The organism is Bacillus sp. FSL K6-6540, assembly GCF_038007545.1.
Genome location: NZ_JBBOXH010000001.1, coordinates 383,982 through 403,004, shown reverse-complemented (window position 1 = coordinate 403,004; position 19,023 = coordinate 383,982). Strand labels below are relative to the sequence as shown.

Annotated in this window: 10 protein-coding genes; 2 read left to right on the top strand and 8 right to left on the bottom strand. The window is 53.4% G+C overall.

From position 1 onward, the window contains the following. Window positions 1-4: 4 nt before the first annotated feature. The 3 genes from MHH82_RS01775 to MHH82_RS01765 all read right to left on the bottom strand — a co-directional run bounded on the left by MHH82_RS01775 (window position 5) and on the right by MHH82_RS01765 (window position 4,852). Window positions 5-1,915 carry an ABC transporter permease subunit gene (locus MHH82_RS01775; RefSeq protein ID WP_340969780.1) on the bottom strand — a complete coding sequence of 637 codons (1,911 nt, stop codon included), beginning with the start codon at window positions 1,913-1,915 and terminating at the stop codon, window positions 5-7. A 91-nt stretch (window positions 1,916-2,006) separates the two neighbouring features. Then, the gene (locus MHH82_RS01770) at window positions 2,007-3,677 is read right to left on the bottom strand and encodes an ABC transporter substrate-binding protein (protein WP_340962765.1); all 1,671 of its coding nucleotides are present in this window, start codon (window positions 3,675-3,677) and stop codon (window positions 2,007-2,009) included. A gap of 158 nt (window positions 3,678-3,835) precedes the next feature. Continuing rightward, a complete protein-coding gene (locus MHH82_RS01765; protein WP_340962763.1) occupies window positions 3,836-4,852 on the bottom strand; it encodes a LacI family DNA-binding transcriptional regulator in 1,017 nt (338 codons plus the stop codon). A 434-nt stretch (window positions 4,853-5,286) separates the two neighbouring features. Between MHH82_RS01765 and MHH82_RS01760 the strand changes: the two genes are divergently transcribed. Next, entirely contained in the window at window positions 5,287-7,203 is a 1,917-nt protein-coding gene (locus tag MHH82_RS01760) for a beta-N-acetylhexosaminidase (protein ID WP_340962761.1), read from the top strand. 118 nt (window positions 7,204-7,321) lie between these two features. Here MHH82_RS01760 and MHH82_RS01755 read toward each other — a convergent pair whose 3' ends face one another. Continuing rightward, the gene (locus MHH82_RS01755; RefSeq protein WP_340962760.1) at window positions 7,322-8,641 is read right to left on the bottom strand and encodes a sulfatase-like hydrolase/transferase; all 1,320 of its coding nucleotides are present in this window, start codon (window positions 8,639-8,641) and stop codon (window positions 7,322-7,324) included. A gap of 155 nt (window positions 8,642-8,796) precedes the next feature. Between MHH82_RS01755 and MHH82_RS01750 the strand changes: the two genes are divergently transcribed. Continuing rightward, window positions 8,797-9,672, top strand: a complete 876-nt coding sequence (locus MHH82_RS01750) for an AraC family transcriptional regulator (RefSeq protein WP_340962758.1) — start codon at window positions 8,797-8,799, stop codon at window positions 9,670-9,672. A 137-nt stretch (window positions 9,673-9,809) separates the two neighbouring features. On the opposite strand, the gene MHH82_RS01745 is transcribed toward MHH82_RS01750, so the two are convergent. From MHH82_RS01745 to MHH82_RS01730, 4 genes are all read right to left on the bottom strand, one after another. After that, window positions 9,810-10,727, bottom strand: coding sequence for a hypothetical protein (locus tag MHH82_RS01745; RefSeq protein WP_340962757.1), 918 nt, complete (start codon window positions 10,725-10,727; stop codon window positions 9,810-9,812). 68 nt (window positions 10,728-10,795) lie between these two features. Continuing rightward, entirely contained in the window at window positions 10,796-11,284 is a 489-nt protein-coding gene (locus tag MHH82_RS01740; protein WP_340962755.1) for an RNA polymerase sigma factor, read from the bottom strand. 342 nt (window positions 11,285-11,626) lie between these two features. Next, complete coding sequence (locus MHH82_RS01735; RefSeq protein WP_340962753.1) at window positions 11,627-17,881, bottom strand: 5'-nucleotidase C-terminal domain-containing protein; 6,255 nt, start codon at window positions 17,879-17,881, stop codon at window positions 11,627-11,629. Between the two features lie 182 nt (window positions 17,882-18,063). After that, entirely contained in the window at window positions 18,064-19,017 is a 954-nt protein-coding gene (locus MHH82_RS01730; protein WP_009593905.1) for an ABC transporter permease, read from the bottom strand. Window positions 19,018-19,023: the final 6 nt, after the last annotated feature.

Here is a 19,023-nt window from a genome sequence, read left to right as displayed (position 1 = left end):
CCTCCTAATCCGTATTGGTTTTGATGAATTTCATATTGATGACCGTAATCACCATGATGATGGCGAACATGCTGACGCCAAGCGCCGACGCATAGCCCAGGTCATTGAATTTCGTTGCGGCAAAATACATCTGCAGCGCCGGCACATAGGTCGAGTCGGCAGGCCCCCCGCCGGTCACGATCAGGATGGAGCCGAAGTCCTGAATGATGCCGATCAGCGCGAGCACGATCAGCAGCTTGAATTGTCCCGCCAGCAGCGGCAGGTGAATCGCCCGGATAATGCGGAAGGATTTGGCGCCGTCGATTCTCGCCGCTTCGATCACTTCTTCCGGAATGGCAATCAGCCCCGAGTACATCACCAGCAACTGCAGGATGCCGACGAACGGGAAGCCCATCATTATGATGGCCCACAGCGCCGTATTCGGGTCTCCCAGCCAAGGATGGCTTAGCGAGCCGAGTCCGATCATGCGCAGCAGCTGGTTCACAAGGCCGATGTTCGGATCGTACATGTCCTGCCAGACCAGCAGCATGCCAACGGATGGAATGACCATGGAAATGACGAAAAACGTGCGAAATACATACTGGGACCTTTTGCTTCTCAGATGATAGATCAGCTCCGCCACGATCAGCGGCGGAATAAGAGCCTTGAGCAATCCGGTGGCGATGAGGATGAGCAGATTGCCCACGCCTTTGGTGACGTACGGATCGTTCGCCATGCGCCTGAAATTGTCCAGCCCGATAAACTCGCTTCTAGCTCCGGGATTCCAGTCGTACAGGGAATGAATCAAGCCGGAGAACGCCGGGATATACAGAAATATGATAAGGAGCGTAAAGCTGGGGAGCAGCATGGCATACGCCAGTTTGCTCTTCCACAACCGGTGAAGAATGTAAGGTTTTTTGCGCCATAACCAGAAAAATAACAGGGCCGTCAACAGAACGAATACGATCACGGCCGCTACCTGTACCACGGTTTTGACCATCGCCGCCTGTTTGCCTTGCTCCAGCACGGCCCCGACTTCATATTGGAAGACGGCTCCTTTGTCCGAGCCTGCGAAGAGCCGCGTGCCGTCTTTGCTGAACCGGATTTGCTGGCCGGCTCCGGCCTCCTTCGTGCTCCACAACAAATCGCCGTCTTGATTGGCCACGTAATAATTGCCCGAGTAATCCGCTACCCCGATAAACTCCCCGTCATGGGTGACATGAACGGAGGTCACTTTATCCTTGGTCAACAATTCGCCAAGCCTGCTGCCCTCCGCCGAATAGAGGACCGCTTTATTGCTGGACATTCCGACCACCATCGTTCCGTTATCCGCAACGGAAGCATGAAGAATGTCGCCCTCCAGCGGTGTCTGGAATTGCAGCTCGCCGGCAGGATTGAACAAATAGGCATACTGGTTCGCGGCTCCGGCTGCCAGCCATTGCCCGTTCGGGGATACCGCGGCGCTCTTCACCGCGATGCCGATCGGAATTTCACCCAGCGTCTGTCCTTGTTCGTCCAGCACATGCACCAAACTTTCGTTATGCAGCGTCACGATAGCCAGCTTGCCGTCGGGCGTTGCCGACAGATTCTTGATCATTTTCTTAAAGTCCCGCTTCCACAGCTCCTTGCCGTCAGCACTCAGCATATAAAGATGCCGGTCATCGGAAGTGACGAGCATGCGGCCGTCATTCAGGAGGGCGACACCGGTCACGACGTTGTTTGCCATGAATTCGAATCGCTGGGTGCCGTCGCGCTGAAGAAGAATGGCACTCGCATTCTGCGTACCGACCGCCACCAGCTCGCCGTCTTCTGATATGGACAAGGCTTTGATCGTAAGGCCCTGCTCCATCGTCCAGATCGGCTCAGAGGCATGGATCGGCTGGGCAAAAAGAAATAGCAGCAGCGAAGCCAGCAGGCAGGAATATATTGTTCTCATCACCTTCGTGTTCACACTCCCTTCCATGCCAAGTGAACCCGCAGGACTCCACCGATGAAGGCGAAGTCCTGCGCCTTACAGCCTTCTAATGCTACTGTCTGACAGGCGGCTGACGCTCCGGATTCTCGATATCGGAGAGTTCTTTTTTGCGTTCCTTGAGCATGGCTTCAAATTTGGCGTCAATATCCGCCTGGTACTGTTTCAGCAGCTGATCCACATCGATTTCATCGTTGAAGTATTTGGAGATCAGGCCGATATAGCTTTGCACGGACGGCTGATAGTCATGGAGACCGCGGGCCAACACGTTGCCCGGGCTGTTCAGCCCTTCCGTATTCCCGATCGCGTCAAACGATTCGAACGTCTTCTTCATTTCTTCCGGCAGCTCGATGTCGTTAAGCAGCGGCGCGCCGTTCAAGGAGGCGTCTTTGGAATTCTGGATGGCTTCCAGGTACACTTTATATCCTTCCGGGCTGGTCAAATACATCATGAAATCCACGTTCAGGGCGGTTTGCTCCGCATTCTTCTTCACGAAGCCGTAGAAGCCGGTGTAGATGTGAATCGTTCTCGCCGGAGCCTGGACCAGCTCCCCTTCCATGGAAGGCATGTTAAAGAATCCGAAGTCGAAGGATTTCACGCCGCCGCTCTCTCCCGTTTTTTCCGCATCGGCAAAATCCTTCGGAAGCTGCCAGTAGGAGGACGGAAGCGCGACCATGGTTGCGGCCTTGCCTGTCAGGAAGAGCTTGTAGGCCTGCTCCTCGGACATGCCCATAAAACCGTCCGGCGCGTAACTGAACAAGGTTTTCAGATTTGTCATGACTTCGCGCCACGCCGGATTGCCCTCGACTTTATACGGGCCGACTTTGTTTTTGATCGCCTGGTACATCCGCAGCTCGTTCGTCGATACTTTGGAACGGGAATCGTTGTACGGGTCGCTCAGGTCGAACTTCCAGTTATCGTCGATGTTTGGCATGTACGTATAATCTTCCGGCTTTGATTTGATCAGCTCCACGTAATCGCGGAAGTACTGGTCCGGATAAATGCGCATGAGCCAGCCCGCCTGACCGCTCCACAGGGAGAGCGCGTTGCCGCCGATCGTGAACGGGATATGACCCGCCGCCTTCAGTTTGTCGTAGGTCGCGATGAGTTCGTCGAACGTTTTAGGGGTATCGGTAATCCCCGCTTTCTCGAACATCTCTTTGTTGTACATCCAGAGGATTTGAACCGATTCAAAGTTAAGCGCTTGCAAAGTTTGCAGGTTAGGGTCATCCAGATTGACGCCCATGCCGTCCAGGTTGAAGCTTTCCTTCCAGAGCTTTCCGGTGTAGGGGTTCTCCGTCTCCAGCCAAGGCTTGAAGTCCACGAATTTCTGGTCTTCGTTCAGGTCGCTGTTTTCATTCGTGTTCACAAAATCGGACTCCGGCTCTCCGGCGGCAAACTGAGCCTGCAGCCATTCGCGGTAACCCTCGGCCGGCTTGATATCCACGACGACCTTCACGTCCGGATGCTTAGCCATGTAAGCGTCGGCTACCTTGCCCCAAACCTCGGCTGAGGCACCGCGCAAGGATATTTGGATCGTGCCGCTTTTTGGTTTTTCCGTATCTTCTCCGGCTGGTTCGGCTGGTGTTTTGTTATCCGTTGGGGTAGGCTGTTCGGATGGTGACGGGCTGGCGGTATTGGGTCCGCTGCTGGTACAGCCCGCTGCGATGATGATCATTAGTGAGGAAATCAAAATGAGGCTTACGATTTTTCTAAAATGGATCATGACGTTCACTCCCCTAAGCGTTTAATGAATTCGCTTACATTTATGTGAAGTCTTAGATGTCTAAATTGGACCCGCATCACTCCCTTCAAGGATAACAGGGTACAAAAACGTTTTTGCACCCTTCAAAAAAAAGAATCGTCCAACGAAAATATCCGTTTTCAGGTCGATTCTCTTTCAATGACGGTACACGGCAAAACGATCGTCTGAATATCGTCAAAACGAATTTCGCCGTCAATCAGCTGCATTAACAGCTTCGCTGCTTCCAGGCCCATCTGCCGCATCGGCAGCTCGATCGATGTAATGGATGGCCGGGCCAACTGGGACACGGCTGTGTTATCGAATCCGATCACCGCCAGGTCATCCGGCACCTTGTAACCCAGCTCCTGAGCCTTCTCGACGACGCGGGAAGCGATCACGTCGCGTCCGGCGATGATGGCGGTAGGACGCTCGGCTCCGTTCAGCAGCTTCTCCGTTTCCGTATACCCGCTGTCTTCTTCGAAGGAACCGATCTCAACCAACCGCTCGTCGAATCCGTCGCCTAATTCCTCCATGGCCTGGCGGTAGCCGTTATACCGGTCCAGCGAGGCATCCACTTCCAGCGAGCATGGGGTGATGAGCGCAATCCGGCGATGACCTTTGCCGATCAGATATTTAACGGCTTCATAGGCGCCTTGCTCGTTATCCGCATTGACGCTGTGACACACGCCGGGCATCGTCGGCCTCCCGAGCAGGACAAACGGAAACCGGTTCTTGATCAGCTCCCCATACGGCTGGTTAATGGCCGCCCCCATCAGGATCAGTCCATCCGCCGATTGCTTGCGGTAGACGTCCAGCAGGTGATCCGCCAATTTATTCGTACTCGGCTTCTGAAAGGACAGCAGCAAATCGTAATTGTTGTCTCCCGTCGCCTCCCCAAGTCCCTTGACGACATCGAGGAGAATAGTATTCTCCAAACCGTCCACCGTATCTTCGACCACCAGGCCGATGTTGTTCGTCTTCTTCGTAACCAGTCCGCGCGCGGATTGGTTCGGCCGGTAATTCAGCTTCTCGATTGCATCGAATATCCGCTTCTTGGTCGCTTCCGCTACATGCGCGGAGCCATTGACCGCAAACGACACGGTACAAACCGCTACGCCGGCCTCACGGGCGACGTCTTTTATGGTTGCTGCCATCATGATCATCCTTATCCAAAATTATAGGAAAGCATTTGATTAGACTATAAATGTAGAGCTGTAAAACCGCAGAGTCCCAACCACTTATGTAAACGGTATCATGTATTAGCCGATTACGGCGTTATCGCGTTGAAGAAAGAATCATCGAATGACGCAATGATTGATGTTCTCGTGATGCAAAACGTTTTTGCAAAAACGATTTGTATATAAAATACACCGGGTTATCGGCAGTGTCAATCCCGTTTTCTGTTCTTTTTTTAATCAATTCGTAAATGAATAACTCGTCCACGATCCGCTGTACGTTTGATATAGGTCGTGATAACTCCTCTAACTTTGCAAACAAAGGATTGATTTCCAGCGGCGATTCCCATAACATTAAACATTATAATGATATAATGTTTAATGTTCGCAAAATCATGGATGCAGGGGGATTTCATATGAAATTTCGTTTCGAGGGCGCTGTTACGGATGTCATGCCAGGCATTGAGCTGCTGCTGGAGGAGCTTGGCGTCGAACTTGGGGAAAACGGCATCCCCGTTGAGGCAGCCTTGTCCGATGGCGATCTGGAGGTCGGCAGGGACCGAGACCGCGCCTATATTCGTTACGGACGAAAACATCAATTTTTCCGGGGACTCGGCTTGCTGGTTCAACATAGCCGCCAAAGCGATTCGTTCCACCTTCACGAACGCCAGCAATTTGACCAAATTGGCCCGATGTTCGACCTGTCCCGCAACGCCGTGCTGACCGTGGACAGCTTTAAGCTCATGCTGAATAAAATGGCCCTGATGGGAATGAACAGCGTGATGCTGTACATGGAGGACACCTACCAGATCGAAGGCGAGCCGTATTTCGGTTATATGCGCGGTCGCTACACGCAGGCGGAGCTGAAAGAGATGGACGATTATGCCGATCAATTCGGCATCGAGGCTTTTCCAAGCATCCAAACCTTGGCGCACCTCGAGGAGTTTCTGAAGTGGGAGCCCATCAAGCATTACCGCGATACGAAGGGTGCCCTGCTCGTTGGCAGCGAGCAGACCGATTCCCTGATTGAACGGATGATCGAGGCTGCCAGCGCTCCGTTCCGCAGCAACAAGATTCATATCGGGATGGACGAAGCGGAGGAGCTCGGACGTGGTAAATATTTGGATCACAACGGTTATGTGAGCCGTTTCGACATTATGATCGCCCATCTGGACAAAGTCCTGGCTGCCGTCCGCAAGCGCGGCCTGAAGCCGATGATGTGGAGCGACATGTTCCTGAAGCTCGCTGCCGGCGGAGGCGGCGATGCGGCGTATTACGACAAGGACACCTCGATCCCGGAGGATATGGCCTGCCGCATCCCGAAGGATGTGGACATGGTGTACTGGGATTACACCCACATGGAGCCGGCGGACTATGAGAAGCTGATCGCCAATCACCGCCCGCTGGGCTGCAACCTCGTGTTTGCCGGAGCCGTCTGGATCTTTAACACATTCGGCGTCAATTACGGGTTGTCCCTGAACGCTTCGAATGTTGCGCTTCAAGTGTGCAAGCAGGAAGGAATCCGCGAGGTATACGCCACGATGTGGGGCGACGACGGCAACGAAGGAAATCCGTTCGCGGCGCTGCTCGGTCTGCAGCTTTATGCCGAGCATGCCTACTCGGAACAGGAGCCTTCCTCGGCTCAGTTGGCGGAACGGGTGAAATTCTGTACGGGCATCGACATGGAGGCGTTCCTCCTGCTGAAGGATCTGGACGAGATTCCCGGCCAGGAGCCGAACAACGCCAAACAGAGCAACCCGTCGAAATTTTTGCTGTATCAGGATGTGCTCCTCGGGATGTTCGACAAACAGATCGAAGGCCTGGACCTCTCGAACCACTATGCCGAGCTGGAGCAAAACTTGCGTGCGAAGCGCGATAGCACGGCCGAGCTGGACTATCTGTTCGAGATGCCGGAGAAGCTGAGCGCCGTCCTCAAACGCAAGAGCGAAATCGGCATTCTGCTGAAGCAAGCCTATGATGCCAAGGACGTCGATACCTTAAGGCATATGGCCAAGAACGTGCTCCCTGCCATCTCCAAAGCCGTGCAAGAGCTGCGCATTGCCCATCGCACGCAGTGGCACCGGATGTTCAAACCCTTCGGCTGGGAGGTCATCGATATCCGCTATGGCGGCGTCATCACCCGCCTGGACACTGCATCGTTCCGCATCCTGGAATACGTGGAGGGACGGGCGGCACGGATCGAGGAACTTGACCAGGAACGGCTGGTGTTCAGCACGACCAACCGCGACAATCACAAGGGCGTCGGCTGGTGCAGCCATTATTATCGCATGGCTTCGCCGAACGTGTTCTACCATGTCCTGAATCCTTTTTAAGGGTTCCAGCTGTCGGATTCTGCTGATACCCTGTCATCAACACATAATAAAAAGCCCCGGTTGCCGGGGCTTTTTTTGCATTTATCGCTGAGGCTTAGGCGATATGCTCTATTCACGCTCAGGATCCGTGCCGCTGCACTTCCTCATACCAGTCTCGCACATCCCGGCTAAGCCGTTCCACGATCTCCGGGTAACGGTCCGCCAGGTTGGAGCGCTCCCCGGGATCCCTGGACAGATCGGACAGGTGAACCTGATCCGGAACCACGCGGTCAAAATCGAGTTTTCCGTTCAGCACCAGCTTCCAATCCCCTTCCCGGACAGCCAGTTGTCCTTGATACTCCCAGAACAATTGCTGATGCGGCGACGGCTCGCGCATTTGCAGCATCTCCTTCAGGCTGCTTCCGTCCAGCGCAACGCCTTGAAGCGGTCCTGCCGCCGGATCGACGCCGGCCAGATCCAAAAAGGTCGGTGCGATGTCCATCATAGCCGCCACTTCATCTCGCACTTGCCCGCCTTCCCATCCGTTCGGCCAGCTCAATATGGCAGGTTCGCGGATTCCGCCCTCGAACAGGCTTGCTTTATGCCCCCGGAAAATCCCCGCGCTTCCCCCGTAATACACGTCCTCCGTCCCATCCAGCCAGTTCCGGCTCTCGGAGGACGGTCCGTTATCGCTGGAGAAGAAAATGACCGTATCCTCATAACAGCCGGCTTCCTTCAGGGCCTTTACGATCTCCCCGACGCCGTCGTCCACCGCGGCAATCATGGCGGCCATGACCTGCCGATCCCAAGGCAAATGCGCAAACCGGTCCATGTATTCCTGCGGGGCATGCATCGGATAGTGCGGCGCATTGTACGACGCAAACAAGAAGAACGGAGCCTCCTGCTCCCGCGACCGCTGAATGAAATCTACCGATCGTTCCGTGATCAACTCGGTCATGTACCGGCCGTTCTCCCAAACCTCCGTTTCGTTCTCCCATAGGTCATGCAGGGGGTTGACACCATGGGCTTGGCCCCAATAAAAAATGTGCGAGTAAAAATCGACGCAGCCTGCCTTGAATCCGAAAAACTCATCAAATCCATGCGCATTCGGGCTGGTTTCCTCGGACAAGCCCAGATGCCATTTTCCATACAGTGCCGTCCTGTACCCGGCAGGCTTGAGCGCCTTAGCCAACGTCACCTCGTCGGCAGGCAGTCCATGCGAACCGCGCTTCGCCCCAAGAATCTCGCCGACTCCCGCTCGGGCCGGGTACTTGCCCGTCAATAATGAGGCTCGTGACGGAGAGCAGACCGGGGAATTCGAATACCAATTCGTAAAACGAATGCCTTCATCAGCCAACCCGTCCAGATGCGGGGTTTTCACGGTGTCCGAACCGTAGCATCCAAGATCCCCATAGCCTAAGTCATCGCAATAAATCACGATAAAATTCGGTTGCTTCATATCTCCATTCACCTCTACTATGCTCGACTTGTTCCTCATCATCGTAACTTTTGGCCGACGAATACGGAATGCTCCATCCTTGCAAATGTTATACAATATGTTGCATCATAGCAGTAACAAAAAAGAAATGATCGCTATAGGTAGAAGGAGGACACATGAGTTTAACAGTGAATCAGCGGCCATCCCGAGAAGAATACTTTAACAACCCGGCTCACTTTGAGACACAACTGGGATTATGGATATTCAAATCCGGATCCCACCCCTTTTTCACCGAAAAAGTCGGGCCCCGGTCGGTCGAATTTTATAGTATACATTTCGTTGCCAGCGGCAAGGTGCGGTTCGGATGGGACGGCAGCAGCGTCTCCCTCTCGGAAGGCGACCTGTTCTGCCTCTTCCCCGGCTCGGTCTATACGTATGTCAAGGACTGCGACGAGCCGTCTACCATGATCACCTGGACGGCCTTTATGGGCGAGTTGATGCCGTCCATATTGAAGCATGTCGATTTATGTCCGGAGCGGCCCTATCGACGAAATGCCTTCAGGGACGATGCCTTGGCTGTCATCAAGGACATTCAGCGATTGCTCCGGCAGCCCCAGCAGGACCATAGCCTTCAGCTGATGTCGCTGGGATTCCAGTTGATCCACAGCATCGATCCCAACCGGGACCAGCACCTTCCCACTGCTTCGGCTGCTTCGGACTGGCTCGAGTCCGTCCCCGGATATATGGGGCTTCATTGCACGGAGAACCTGTCCGTGGAGGAGCTTGCCGCCTGGGCCGGCGTGCATCGCAGTCACTTCACCCGCGCGTTTACCCGCCGATACGGCATCTCTCCGTCCCGCTACATGCAGCAGTTGATCATGGAGAAAGCGAACCGCCTGTTATCCGCCGAGGGAACCAGCATCACGCAGACCGCTTTATCCCTGGGCTATTCGGATTTGTTTACGTTCTCCCGCGCCTTTACCCGGTATTTCGGAATGACGCCAAGCGCATTCGTAAAAGCGAACCGCCCATCTTCGAGAGCAAGCGAATAGCAAGGAACGGCCAATACGATAAACGATAAAGGAATCGCCGTTATCGATCCTACAGCAACGAAAAGAGGCCATCCGATTAGGGATAGCCTTTAGTCTTTTTACATTACCTATTTTTCGTGAATACAAACGGCAGGAACCTATTCCTCCATTAGCTCCCACAGCGTGGTGAATGCCGCGCCTTCCAATTGAAAGAACACAGGCGCATTGGCATATCGCACATATTGGCCGCCTTTGAACAGTCTTAACTGGACTTCCGTCCCGTCCTGCAGCTGGATATACAGAAATTTCTGCTCGCTAGGCCCGGTCTCGTAGATCCCTTGCTCAAACAGAGGCTCTGCCGCTATCGGCTTCGCTTCATATAAAGCGTCAACGAAGGCTTGCACCTCCGCATCGGCGGAAAGCTCGCGCAGTTTGTTCTCGCCCATGTTCCAGCTATCGAAATCCTGCCATTTGACCGAAGTCATGTTCCCCATCAGATTCAGCTTGCCGATGATATCCTCGCCCTTGGCCACCGTAATCCCGTTCAAATGCTCATACAATTCGGCGTAGACTTCCCCGTCGTGCTCCATGTAGGACATGATTCTAAAATCGGCGTCATATCCCTTAACCGTGAATATATCCATTTCGCCGATCGTCGAAGCAAGCTCCGTATAATCATCGGAGGAGCTCCATTCCGTAATCCCCGACTTTGACCGTCCGAGCTTGTCGCCCCGCAGCTGCTTGGCGATTTCCGGCGTGATTTGCGTACCGGTTTGGGTGTAGATATTGCCCTGGTATACAACCAAACCGATCATGTCGGCTTTGACGTTGCTCTCGCCCGGAAGTTCGATTTTCGGAATGGTTATTGGATCGTGACCAACCTTCGCGGTCGGCGGGGTATTCGCCCCAGTCCCTTGTTGAACCACCGGGATATCGCTGACCGCTGGCTCGTTCTCAAGATTCAATACCAGCGAAGTCACTACCACCAGCCCCAGCATAATGGCCGCGGTGACGCCGGCGACCCCCATTCGGCTCATTCTTGTCGTTTGACGCTGATTTTGTTTCATTCCTTTCATAATTCGCTCCTCCAATCCCTTATCAGGTTCTATTCGATCTATCAATGATTTGTAGTCATTCCGATTCATCAATCGTCCTCTCCTTCCAAGTCCATGCGCAGCAGCTTCCTGCCGCGCTGAAGACGCATCTTGACCGCAGACTCGTTAATCTGCAAAATCCCGGCGATTTCCCTAACGGAATAATCCTCGTAATAAAACAGATGGATGACCGACTTATACTTGAACGGCAAACTCATGACGTTATCCATCAGCGTCCGTTCCGACGGTTCGACAAAATAATCGTTCATATGCTCCATTTTGGTTACCCGCTTGCGCCACAGGCTCCCTTGCATGTTCTTGCAGTGGTTCGTAATCACCCGAATGAGCCAAGCCTTCTTATGCTCCTGGTCTCTGAAGTCGGGCGCTTTATATATCAATTTAATGAACGTCTCCTGAATGGCTTCTTCGACATCCTGTTTGTTCCCAAGATACACCATTGCTATTTTAAAAAGCATATCGCCATATAATTCATAGGTTTCCGTAATATCTCCGCCCGGCCGGAGCGAATCGATCTGCATCGCCTTTAGACCTCCTTTTACCCTTAACACAGTTATGGACGCGGATCGGTCACATTTTGTTTTTAAGTTTTTCGGATTAAAAAAAAGAGGGTGTCCCAATAGATATGGCTATCTCCTTTTTCTGTTAGGAGAAGCTCCGTGTGCGACCCATTTACGAAAGAAGCGGTGCAACGAAAGTAAAAAACAAGAAATGGCGGTGCAAGGATCGTATCCTTAGCACCGCCATTTCTATTTCCCATTTTGTTGATCAATGGAGTGTTCTTCAGCAGATTTGCTGGTGGACTCCCCCTTCTCGTTTATAACCGAAAGGCTAACCCTGCATCCAGCCGCTATAGAACCTGTTTATTTTACGTACGTCAAATCCTGCATCAAACGATGGAGCACAGCGGCGCTTTCGCCGCGGGTGGCATTCGATTCAGGGTTGAAGCGCTGCTTCGGATCTCCGTTCAGAATATCAAGTGCCGCCAATTCATACACCGCTGCCTGAGACCAAGCTCCGATCGCGGACGCATCGGCAAAATGAGCTTTTGCCGCGTCGACGGGGTTGTATCCGGCATACTCCAGCGCGTTGTAGGCCATTACAGCCATCTCTTCGCGCGTGATCGTCCGATTCGGCTTAAAAGTGCCGTCCGTGTAGCCGTTAATGATATCGGCATCGACGGCTGCCTGGATCGCTCCCGCATACCAGTCGGATGAAGCCACGTCCTGGAAGCTGTCTGACGCAGCGTCTGCAGAAAGTCCCAATGCCCGGACGACAAGCGCTGCGAACTCGGCCCGAGTGACTGGAGCGTTCGGAACAAAGGTCTGATCCGTGCGCCCGGTTACGATCATTTTGGCTACAAGCGATTCAACCTCACCCTTAGACCAGTGGGACGCGATGTCCTGGAACGTTACCGGGTTCTGCAACACCAGATACGTGCTGTTGGTTCGGCTATAGATATCGATACGTTGGCCGTTCACCTTGAATGGTACTGGCGTGTATTCGCCGTTTCCATCCACTCGAACAACCGCAATGTCTGTCAACGCATGCGATTTGTCGACATTCAGGGACCGTTTCACATACGTTTGGAACGAATCCAGCGTGAAAGCCTTGCCACTGCCGGACTTCACCGTCACGGTGTAGCTCACGGCTTGCAGCGCTTTATATCCTTTGGACGCCGCTGATTTAAGGGCATCCGCATCGACAGCAAGCTGAATGACCAATTGAAGGCTGTTCATATCCGAACCGGCTTGGGCTGCCAGCGCTTGAAGATCGATCTCCGTCTTCGGAAGTTCATAGCTTCCGTAAGGCGTCGCTACCACCAGCACCTGCGCGCTTGTTTGATCAAGCCACGCACGCAGCGCTTCATTCTCGATGGTAACGGATGAAGAAGAGATGGGCTGCGTGCTTGTTACCTCTACGGTAACCTTTCCGCCAACAGGCTGTTTCAGGGCTCCCTTCATGGCCGCTCCGGTCACGCTGCCTGCCGCCGCGCCGTTCTCCACCTTAACCGGCACCTTGATCTTGCCTGGTTCCGCCGGCGGCGTCGTGCCAGGATTCGATGGATTTACGGGAGGCGTCGTCGGCCCTGGAGTTCCAGGCGTGCCCGGATTTTCAGGGTTGCCCGGCCCAGGCTCTCCCGGACCACCCGGAAGCGACGCTCCCTTCAAGTCCGTAATCCGTCCTTCGACGGCGGAGGTCTTGGCCGTGATGGTGCCTACCTTTTTCACATAGTTCGAGAACACCTCATAGTCAGGCTTATAAAGCAGGTTCACGCGCCCCTCCAGATAAGCCTTCTCGAGCGAAGCATAGAAATCGCCGCCCTTAGCGGTAAATGCGTTCGTCGCTACCTCATACGATTTATTCATGTCGATCGGCTCATATCCGTTCTTGCCTTTCACCTCGATGCGCAGGACGCGTGATCCAACCGGCTTGGTCGAATCATAATAGAACCTCATGCCCGCGATATGCGGGAAGCGTCCGTCCTGAGCCGGGGTTTTGGAGACCCCGTTCTCCATGGCTTCTTTGATCTCGGCGCCCGTTAACGTGATCGTGACGAGATCATTGTTAAACGGAAGCACCGTCATGACGTCACCCATCGTGATTTTGCCTGCTTCAATCGATTCGCGGATGCCGCCGCCGTTCTGCAGGGCGATGACCGCATTCGTGCCGGCGGCTTGCGCCGCATCCAGCATGCCATCGGCAATCAGATTGCCGAGATTCGTTTCCTTCGTGCGGACATCGGCGCGGACGCCGTTCAGCTTCACTTCTGTCGTGCCAACCTCCGTTTGTTTCAGTTCATCTACGCCCGGCTTATATTTGGTATTCAGAATTTGCAAGGCTTCGGGATCCGGCTGAATGACATACTGCTCATTGCTATCTTTCTCGTCAACGGAAATGAGGCTGCTGTTCCACTCCTGCAGAACACCCTCGTCGTCAAACACGACCTCCAGTTGGCCTAAGAATTGACCTTTTTCACCTGTCTGCACGATCAGCTTCGGTTCGCTGTCCGAACGGTCCACGACCGCCTGATCCAGCTTGGTATGACTGTGACCGCCCACGATGATGTCGATGCCCTCGACTTCCTTCGCAAGGTTGACATCCACGTCATAACCGAGGTGCGACAGTACGACGATTTTGTTGATACCTTCCTTCCTCAGCATCGCTACGGTGTCTTTCGCCTTTTGCACCGCATTCTCAAAGGTTACGTCTCCTGGCGAAGCGATGTTCGCCGTGTCTTCGGTTGTCAGTCCGATGAGGCCAACCTGCTCCCCGTCGACCTCCATGATGATGGCCGGGTAGATGGTTGCATCCTTGGCATCCCGGGTCACTTCATCTTTGAATTTCTGGGTCAATAAAGCATCGGCCGAAAAATTCACGTTCGAGGAAACAAACGGGAATTCCGCATGCTCGATGAAATCGTTCAGCACCTCGGATCCTTTATCGAACTCATGGTTACCGAAGGTCATGGCATCATATTGAACCAAATTCATGAACTCCAGATCGGCGAGTCCCAAATATTGATTGAAATACAGCGTGCCTGAGAATACGTCTCCCGCATCCACGAGCAGAGGATTGACCGCATTCGCTTTGGCTTCCTTGATTGCCGTAACCCGGCGCGCAATATTATCCGGCGAGCTTACGGTGTCCAGATTGGCATGCGTGTCATTGGTATGCAAAATCGTCAGCGGGAAGCCGTTCGCGGCTTCTTCCTTCAGGTCGATCTGGGCGACGACGGGATCATGATCCGATACGCGGCCCTTGGAGGCCGGGAAATCGGCGTTCAGATGCACGATATCGACTTGCGTAGAACGGGTCAGGTTCTTGCTGACCAGAATATGATCCAGCACCTGCGAGTTTCCGTCATACGTGTACGTGTACTGCTCCTTGAGCGGAAGCGTCTCGATCAGGTTGTCTAATTCGTTGCCCTTTAAAATGTTTGCCGTCTCGGTAAATTGGAAATCATTCAAATCCCCCAGCACGACGATGTTAGCATCAGGATTAGCGGACACCACGTCTTTCACGAAACCGTTCACGACCGCTGCGATCTGATGGCGCTGGGTTTCGCTGGAGAGAACCGGCGGCTGGGTGTTGCCGAATGGTCCTTGGTCTCCGGATTTCGAGTTAAAATGATTCGCGATGACGATCACTTTTTCCCCTTGGAATTCGAACTGTGCTGCCAGCGGCTTGCGCGATGCGTTGAATGCCGCATTCTGCGGATCAATTCGGCCCGGATTCAAGGTTAACTGATCCTTCGCCGCATCATACGCCACGGATTCCGTCGGGGATCCCTTCTTGCCCTGAACGCTGTCCGATAACTGGACGCGATCCGCGTTGTAGAGGAAACCGACCCGAATGTTGGCTCCCGGCGCTCCCCCGTCGTTATTATTCTCTGGTTCAATGTCGGTAAAGCTATAGGTTGGTCCGCCGGCTGCCTTGATGGCGTTAATCAAGGTCTGGTAGCTTTGATCGGCTGCGGTGGTTCCGTTGTTCTGCTCTCCGTTGTTATCCTGTACTTCCACAAGGCCGATAATATCCGGAGACTTGATGTTGTTTACGATCGACTCCGCAAGCTTGTTGATTTTGGCAGAGCTTACGCCCGGGTAGAAATTTTCAATATTATACGTCGCTACTCTGAGCTGTTCGGCATTCACGTCAATAGTAGATACCTCTTGCTTAAAAGAACTGCTGTCGATTGGAGGCAAGCTGTTTTTGGCAGGGATCACTTTGAAGTTCCCGCCGTTATACCCGATCACGCCGATCACATCATCGGCAAACGTATCGCCTGTGCTCACTTCTTGACCCGGATTGCCGTAAGCAATCAAGAGACGCTGCGGGTTGAAATTGCCGTTCTCTTTCAGGACCAGCCCGCCCGCTGGCGTAATGACATCGGCGACATCATTTTCGACCCGGGTCGCAATGTTGTAGGTTCCGCTGCTTGTCCAATAGGGACTAATGATCGTTGGCTGCGGAAGTCTGACCAGCATGCCCTCCAGCGACTCGTAGAAGTCGATGGCATCCTCCTCCGGATCGAACGTGGTCATGCCGTCGTTATCGATAACGGCAGCCGGAATCGGACGTCCGCCTTTGCCTAATAGAATAGGGTCCGGCAGCTGCTGTGCCTGATCGAGCTTCTTGAACGATTGCAGCTCGATTTGAGTGGAAGTTAGGTTGCTGGAGCTTCCCTCGTTATACTCGGCGACTTTACCGGCTACGCTCACCAGATCTCCGATTTGAGGCCGGTTTGGATCCGTGGAATACACAAAAATGGCGTCCGAGGTATTCGGATTGGAATCCGGATTCGGATCCTGGATATAGAATCCCTTAATGCTGCCGTTAGAGAACGTATAACCGTACTGGGTTACAACGCCTTCAATATCGGTTACCGTCTGTCCGTTATACGGTGAAGCATGGTCCTCGCCTTGGATATCCGCGATGCGCGGCTGCTGAGTGGCCTTGTAAGCAAATTCGTATACCTTGCTCACATCCGCACCTGAGACAACAATTGCATTGATGGTCGTATCACGGTCAATCTGTATCGGTGCGCTGTACAGCGTGCTTGCTGTCGTCGGTACCGATCCATCGAGCGTATAATAGATGCTTGCCCCTTGCGTAGGGCTGGACAGCGTTACCGTTCCCCCGGTAATAATCGGTCCGGCACCCGGACTTGCGATTACGGAGAACATCTCTTCGATTAAGGCATCCTCGCCTAAAGGGATCAGCTCATAGATGTTTCCGAACTGCTTCACCACGCCCGTGATGCGGCTGAAGGTCTTCACCGTCTTCAGCTTGGACAAGCCCGAATATATAATGAATTCATTCCCGCCTTGCTCGGCTGTGTATTCTCCAGGTCTATTCTCGGATTTGATGGTGACATCATTCAGGGAGACTAGTCTTGCCTCATAATTCTCCCCTGCAGCTGCAGATAGATCAGCTCCGGTAATTGGGAGAGCCTGCGGCACTCCGACCTGGTTCCCCGTTACGTTGTGCGGCAGCAAGGCGTGCGGTTTGATCTCCTGAAGATTGTTGTAAATCTCCATCACGCCGGCCACGCTCACCCGGTCGCCAACGCTGGCATTAAGCGGGTAATCATAGAGCACGATACCTGCCGTGTCATCTTGAATGTAGGTTTCTCTGCCTTCGATATGCGTAATGATGCCTTCCGTCCATACATGCTCGCCTTTTGCCTTGCTGCGGGCATCAGCGACGGACGATTGCCTTAAAATATCGTATTGGAACGAGGAGACCGGCCCATCCGGCTGGCCATCTTGGGCTGCATAGGCATCCACCCGCGTAGGCTCGTTAAGGATGATCGGGCCGTTGACGAGCTGGAAGCCGGACCCGTTCCCGCCGGACAAATACACATCCGCATAAACGGAAGCGCCTACCGTAGGCGGATTCAGCGTAATCTCCGTTCCGGCTGGCCAGGCATTAGGCTCCGGATTAGCCGTTACCGCTCCAAGGCCAGAGCCAGGCGTGACCGGCGTAACGGGACTCGCACTGTTCCGGGGATCCGGGGTTATAACGATAAAATCGGCCGCATTGTTATCCGTGTCAAGGCCGCGATCCTTTTGACCAAAGGTCAATTCCTTGCGAATCGCTGCCGTGCTGTTGGATAGAGCTGCGGTCGGACTCGTTTCATACTCTGAAGCGGACCCATAGCCAATGAGATCGATGCGATCGCCAGCGGTGTTCACCAGATCTACTTTGCCATTGGAGCCGCTAAGGTTCAATGCTCCTGCAGCATCAGCTGTCGGCAAAGAAGCACCTACCGAGCCGCTGCTCTGTAGTTGAATCAAATAATAGGCATATGGTTCTATGATGCCAGTTAAAGAGGCCGTGTTGTTAAAAGTGCCTGTTGCGCTCGCATAACGCACCTTCCAGCCTGTCAGGTCGACCGGACTGCTGGTCGGATTGAACAATTCGATAAAATCATGAGTAAAAGATGCCCCGCTATTCCCGCCCCCACCGTACACTTGGCTGATCACAACCTGATCATGCCGTGGAGAAGCCTCCGCCACCTTCACGGGGCTGAAAGGAACGATGATACTCAGAAGCATCACGATAGCCAAAAGCATGCTTAACGGCCTTTGGCACCTATGTAATCGAATGCGCATTCAGGTGTTCACTCCTCTATTCTATTAAATTTTCTTACCTTATTTACTATATATACCAGATATGTTTTGGGAGTTCTAACCTAAAGTATGCTAGATGTAAAAAAACCTCCGATAGACCTAAACCCAAAGCTGGATAGGCATATCAGAGGTTCTATTTGTCTTACATCGACTTGCGCAATTCGTTACCGTTTACCTGAATCGAACGGCTCCCCTACCGCTTTCGGCGCATTCGAGGATTTGGAGAAAATCACGAGCGCGATCAGCGTGACGATATAAGGGAAAATCTTGAGAATGACCGGCGGGATCACCGCCAAGGACGGGATGACCTGCGATACGTTGGCTACCGTCGTGGCAAATCCGAAGAACAAGGTCGCCAGCAGGATGCCGAGCGGCTTCCATTGTCCGAAGATCAAGGATGCCAGAGCCAGGAACCCGAGTCCCGCAACGTTCCCCGTAAATTCGCCGGAATATGTCAACAGAATGACAGCCCCACCGAGTCCGGAAAAAGCACCCGAGATCATGACGCCGACATACCGCATGGACTGTACCTTAATACCGGCTGCTTCAGCCGCGTGCGGATGCTCGCCGCAGGACCGGAGCCGCAGACCGAAGGGGGTTCTGTACAATATCAGTGCGCTGAGCAATAACACTAACAGAACGAGCCAGGTCGTTGCATAGGTTTTGGTGAAGAATAAATCCCCAATAATCGGTATCTTAGACAGTAAGGGCACATCAAATGGTGCAAAACCATTCGTGATCGTAATCTTGCCGCTACCCGTAATGTTACGGGCAAGGAAAATCGTCAAGGCACCCGCAATCATGTTGATCGCCGTACCGCTTATGATCTGATTGGCACTGAGGTTAATGCTGGCAAAGGCATGCAATAGCGAGAATAGCGCGCTCGCTGCCGCCGCTGCCAAAAGCCCTACCCATAATACCCACGATTGGCCAGGCCATTGGGCCTGCATTTTGAAAATGACAAAGGCGCCGATGAAAGAACCGACAATCATCAACCCGTCAAGGCCGATATTAACGACCCCGCTTCGTTCACTGAACAGTGCGCCTAACGCGGTAATCAAAAGCGGGATCGTGTAAGCGATGGCATACGGAAAAATCTGTTCAATCGTTGTCCACATATGTCC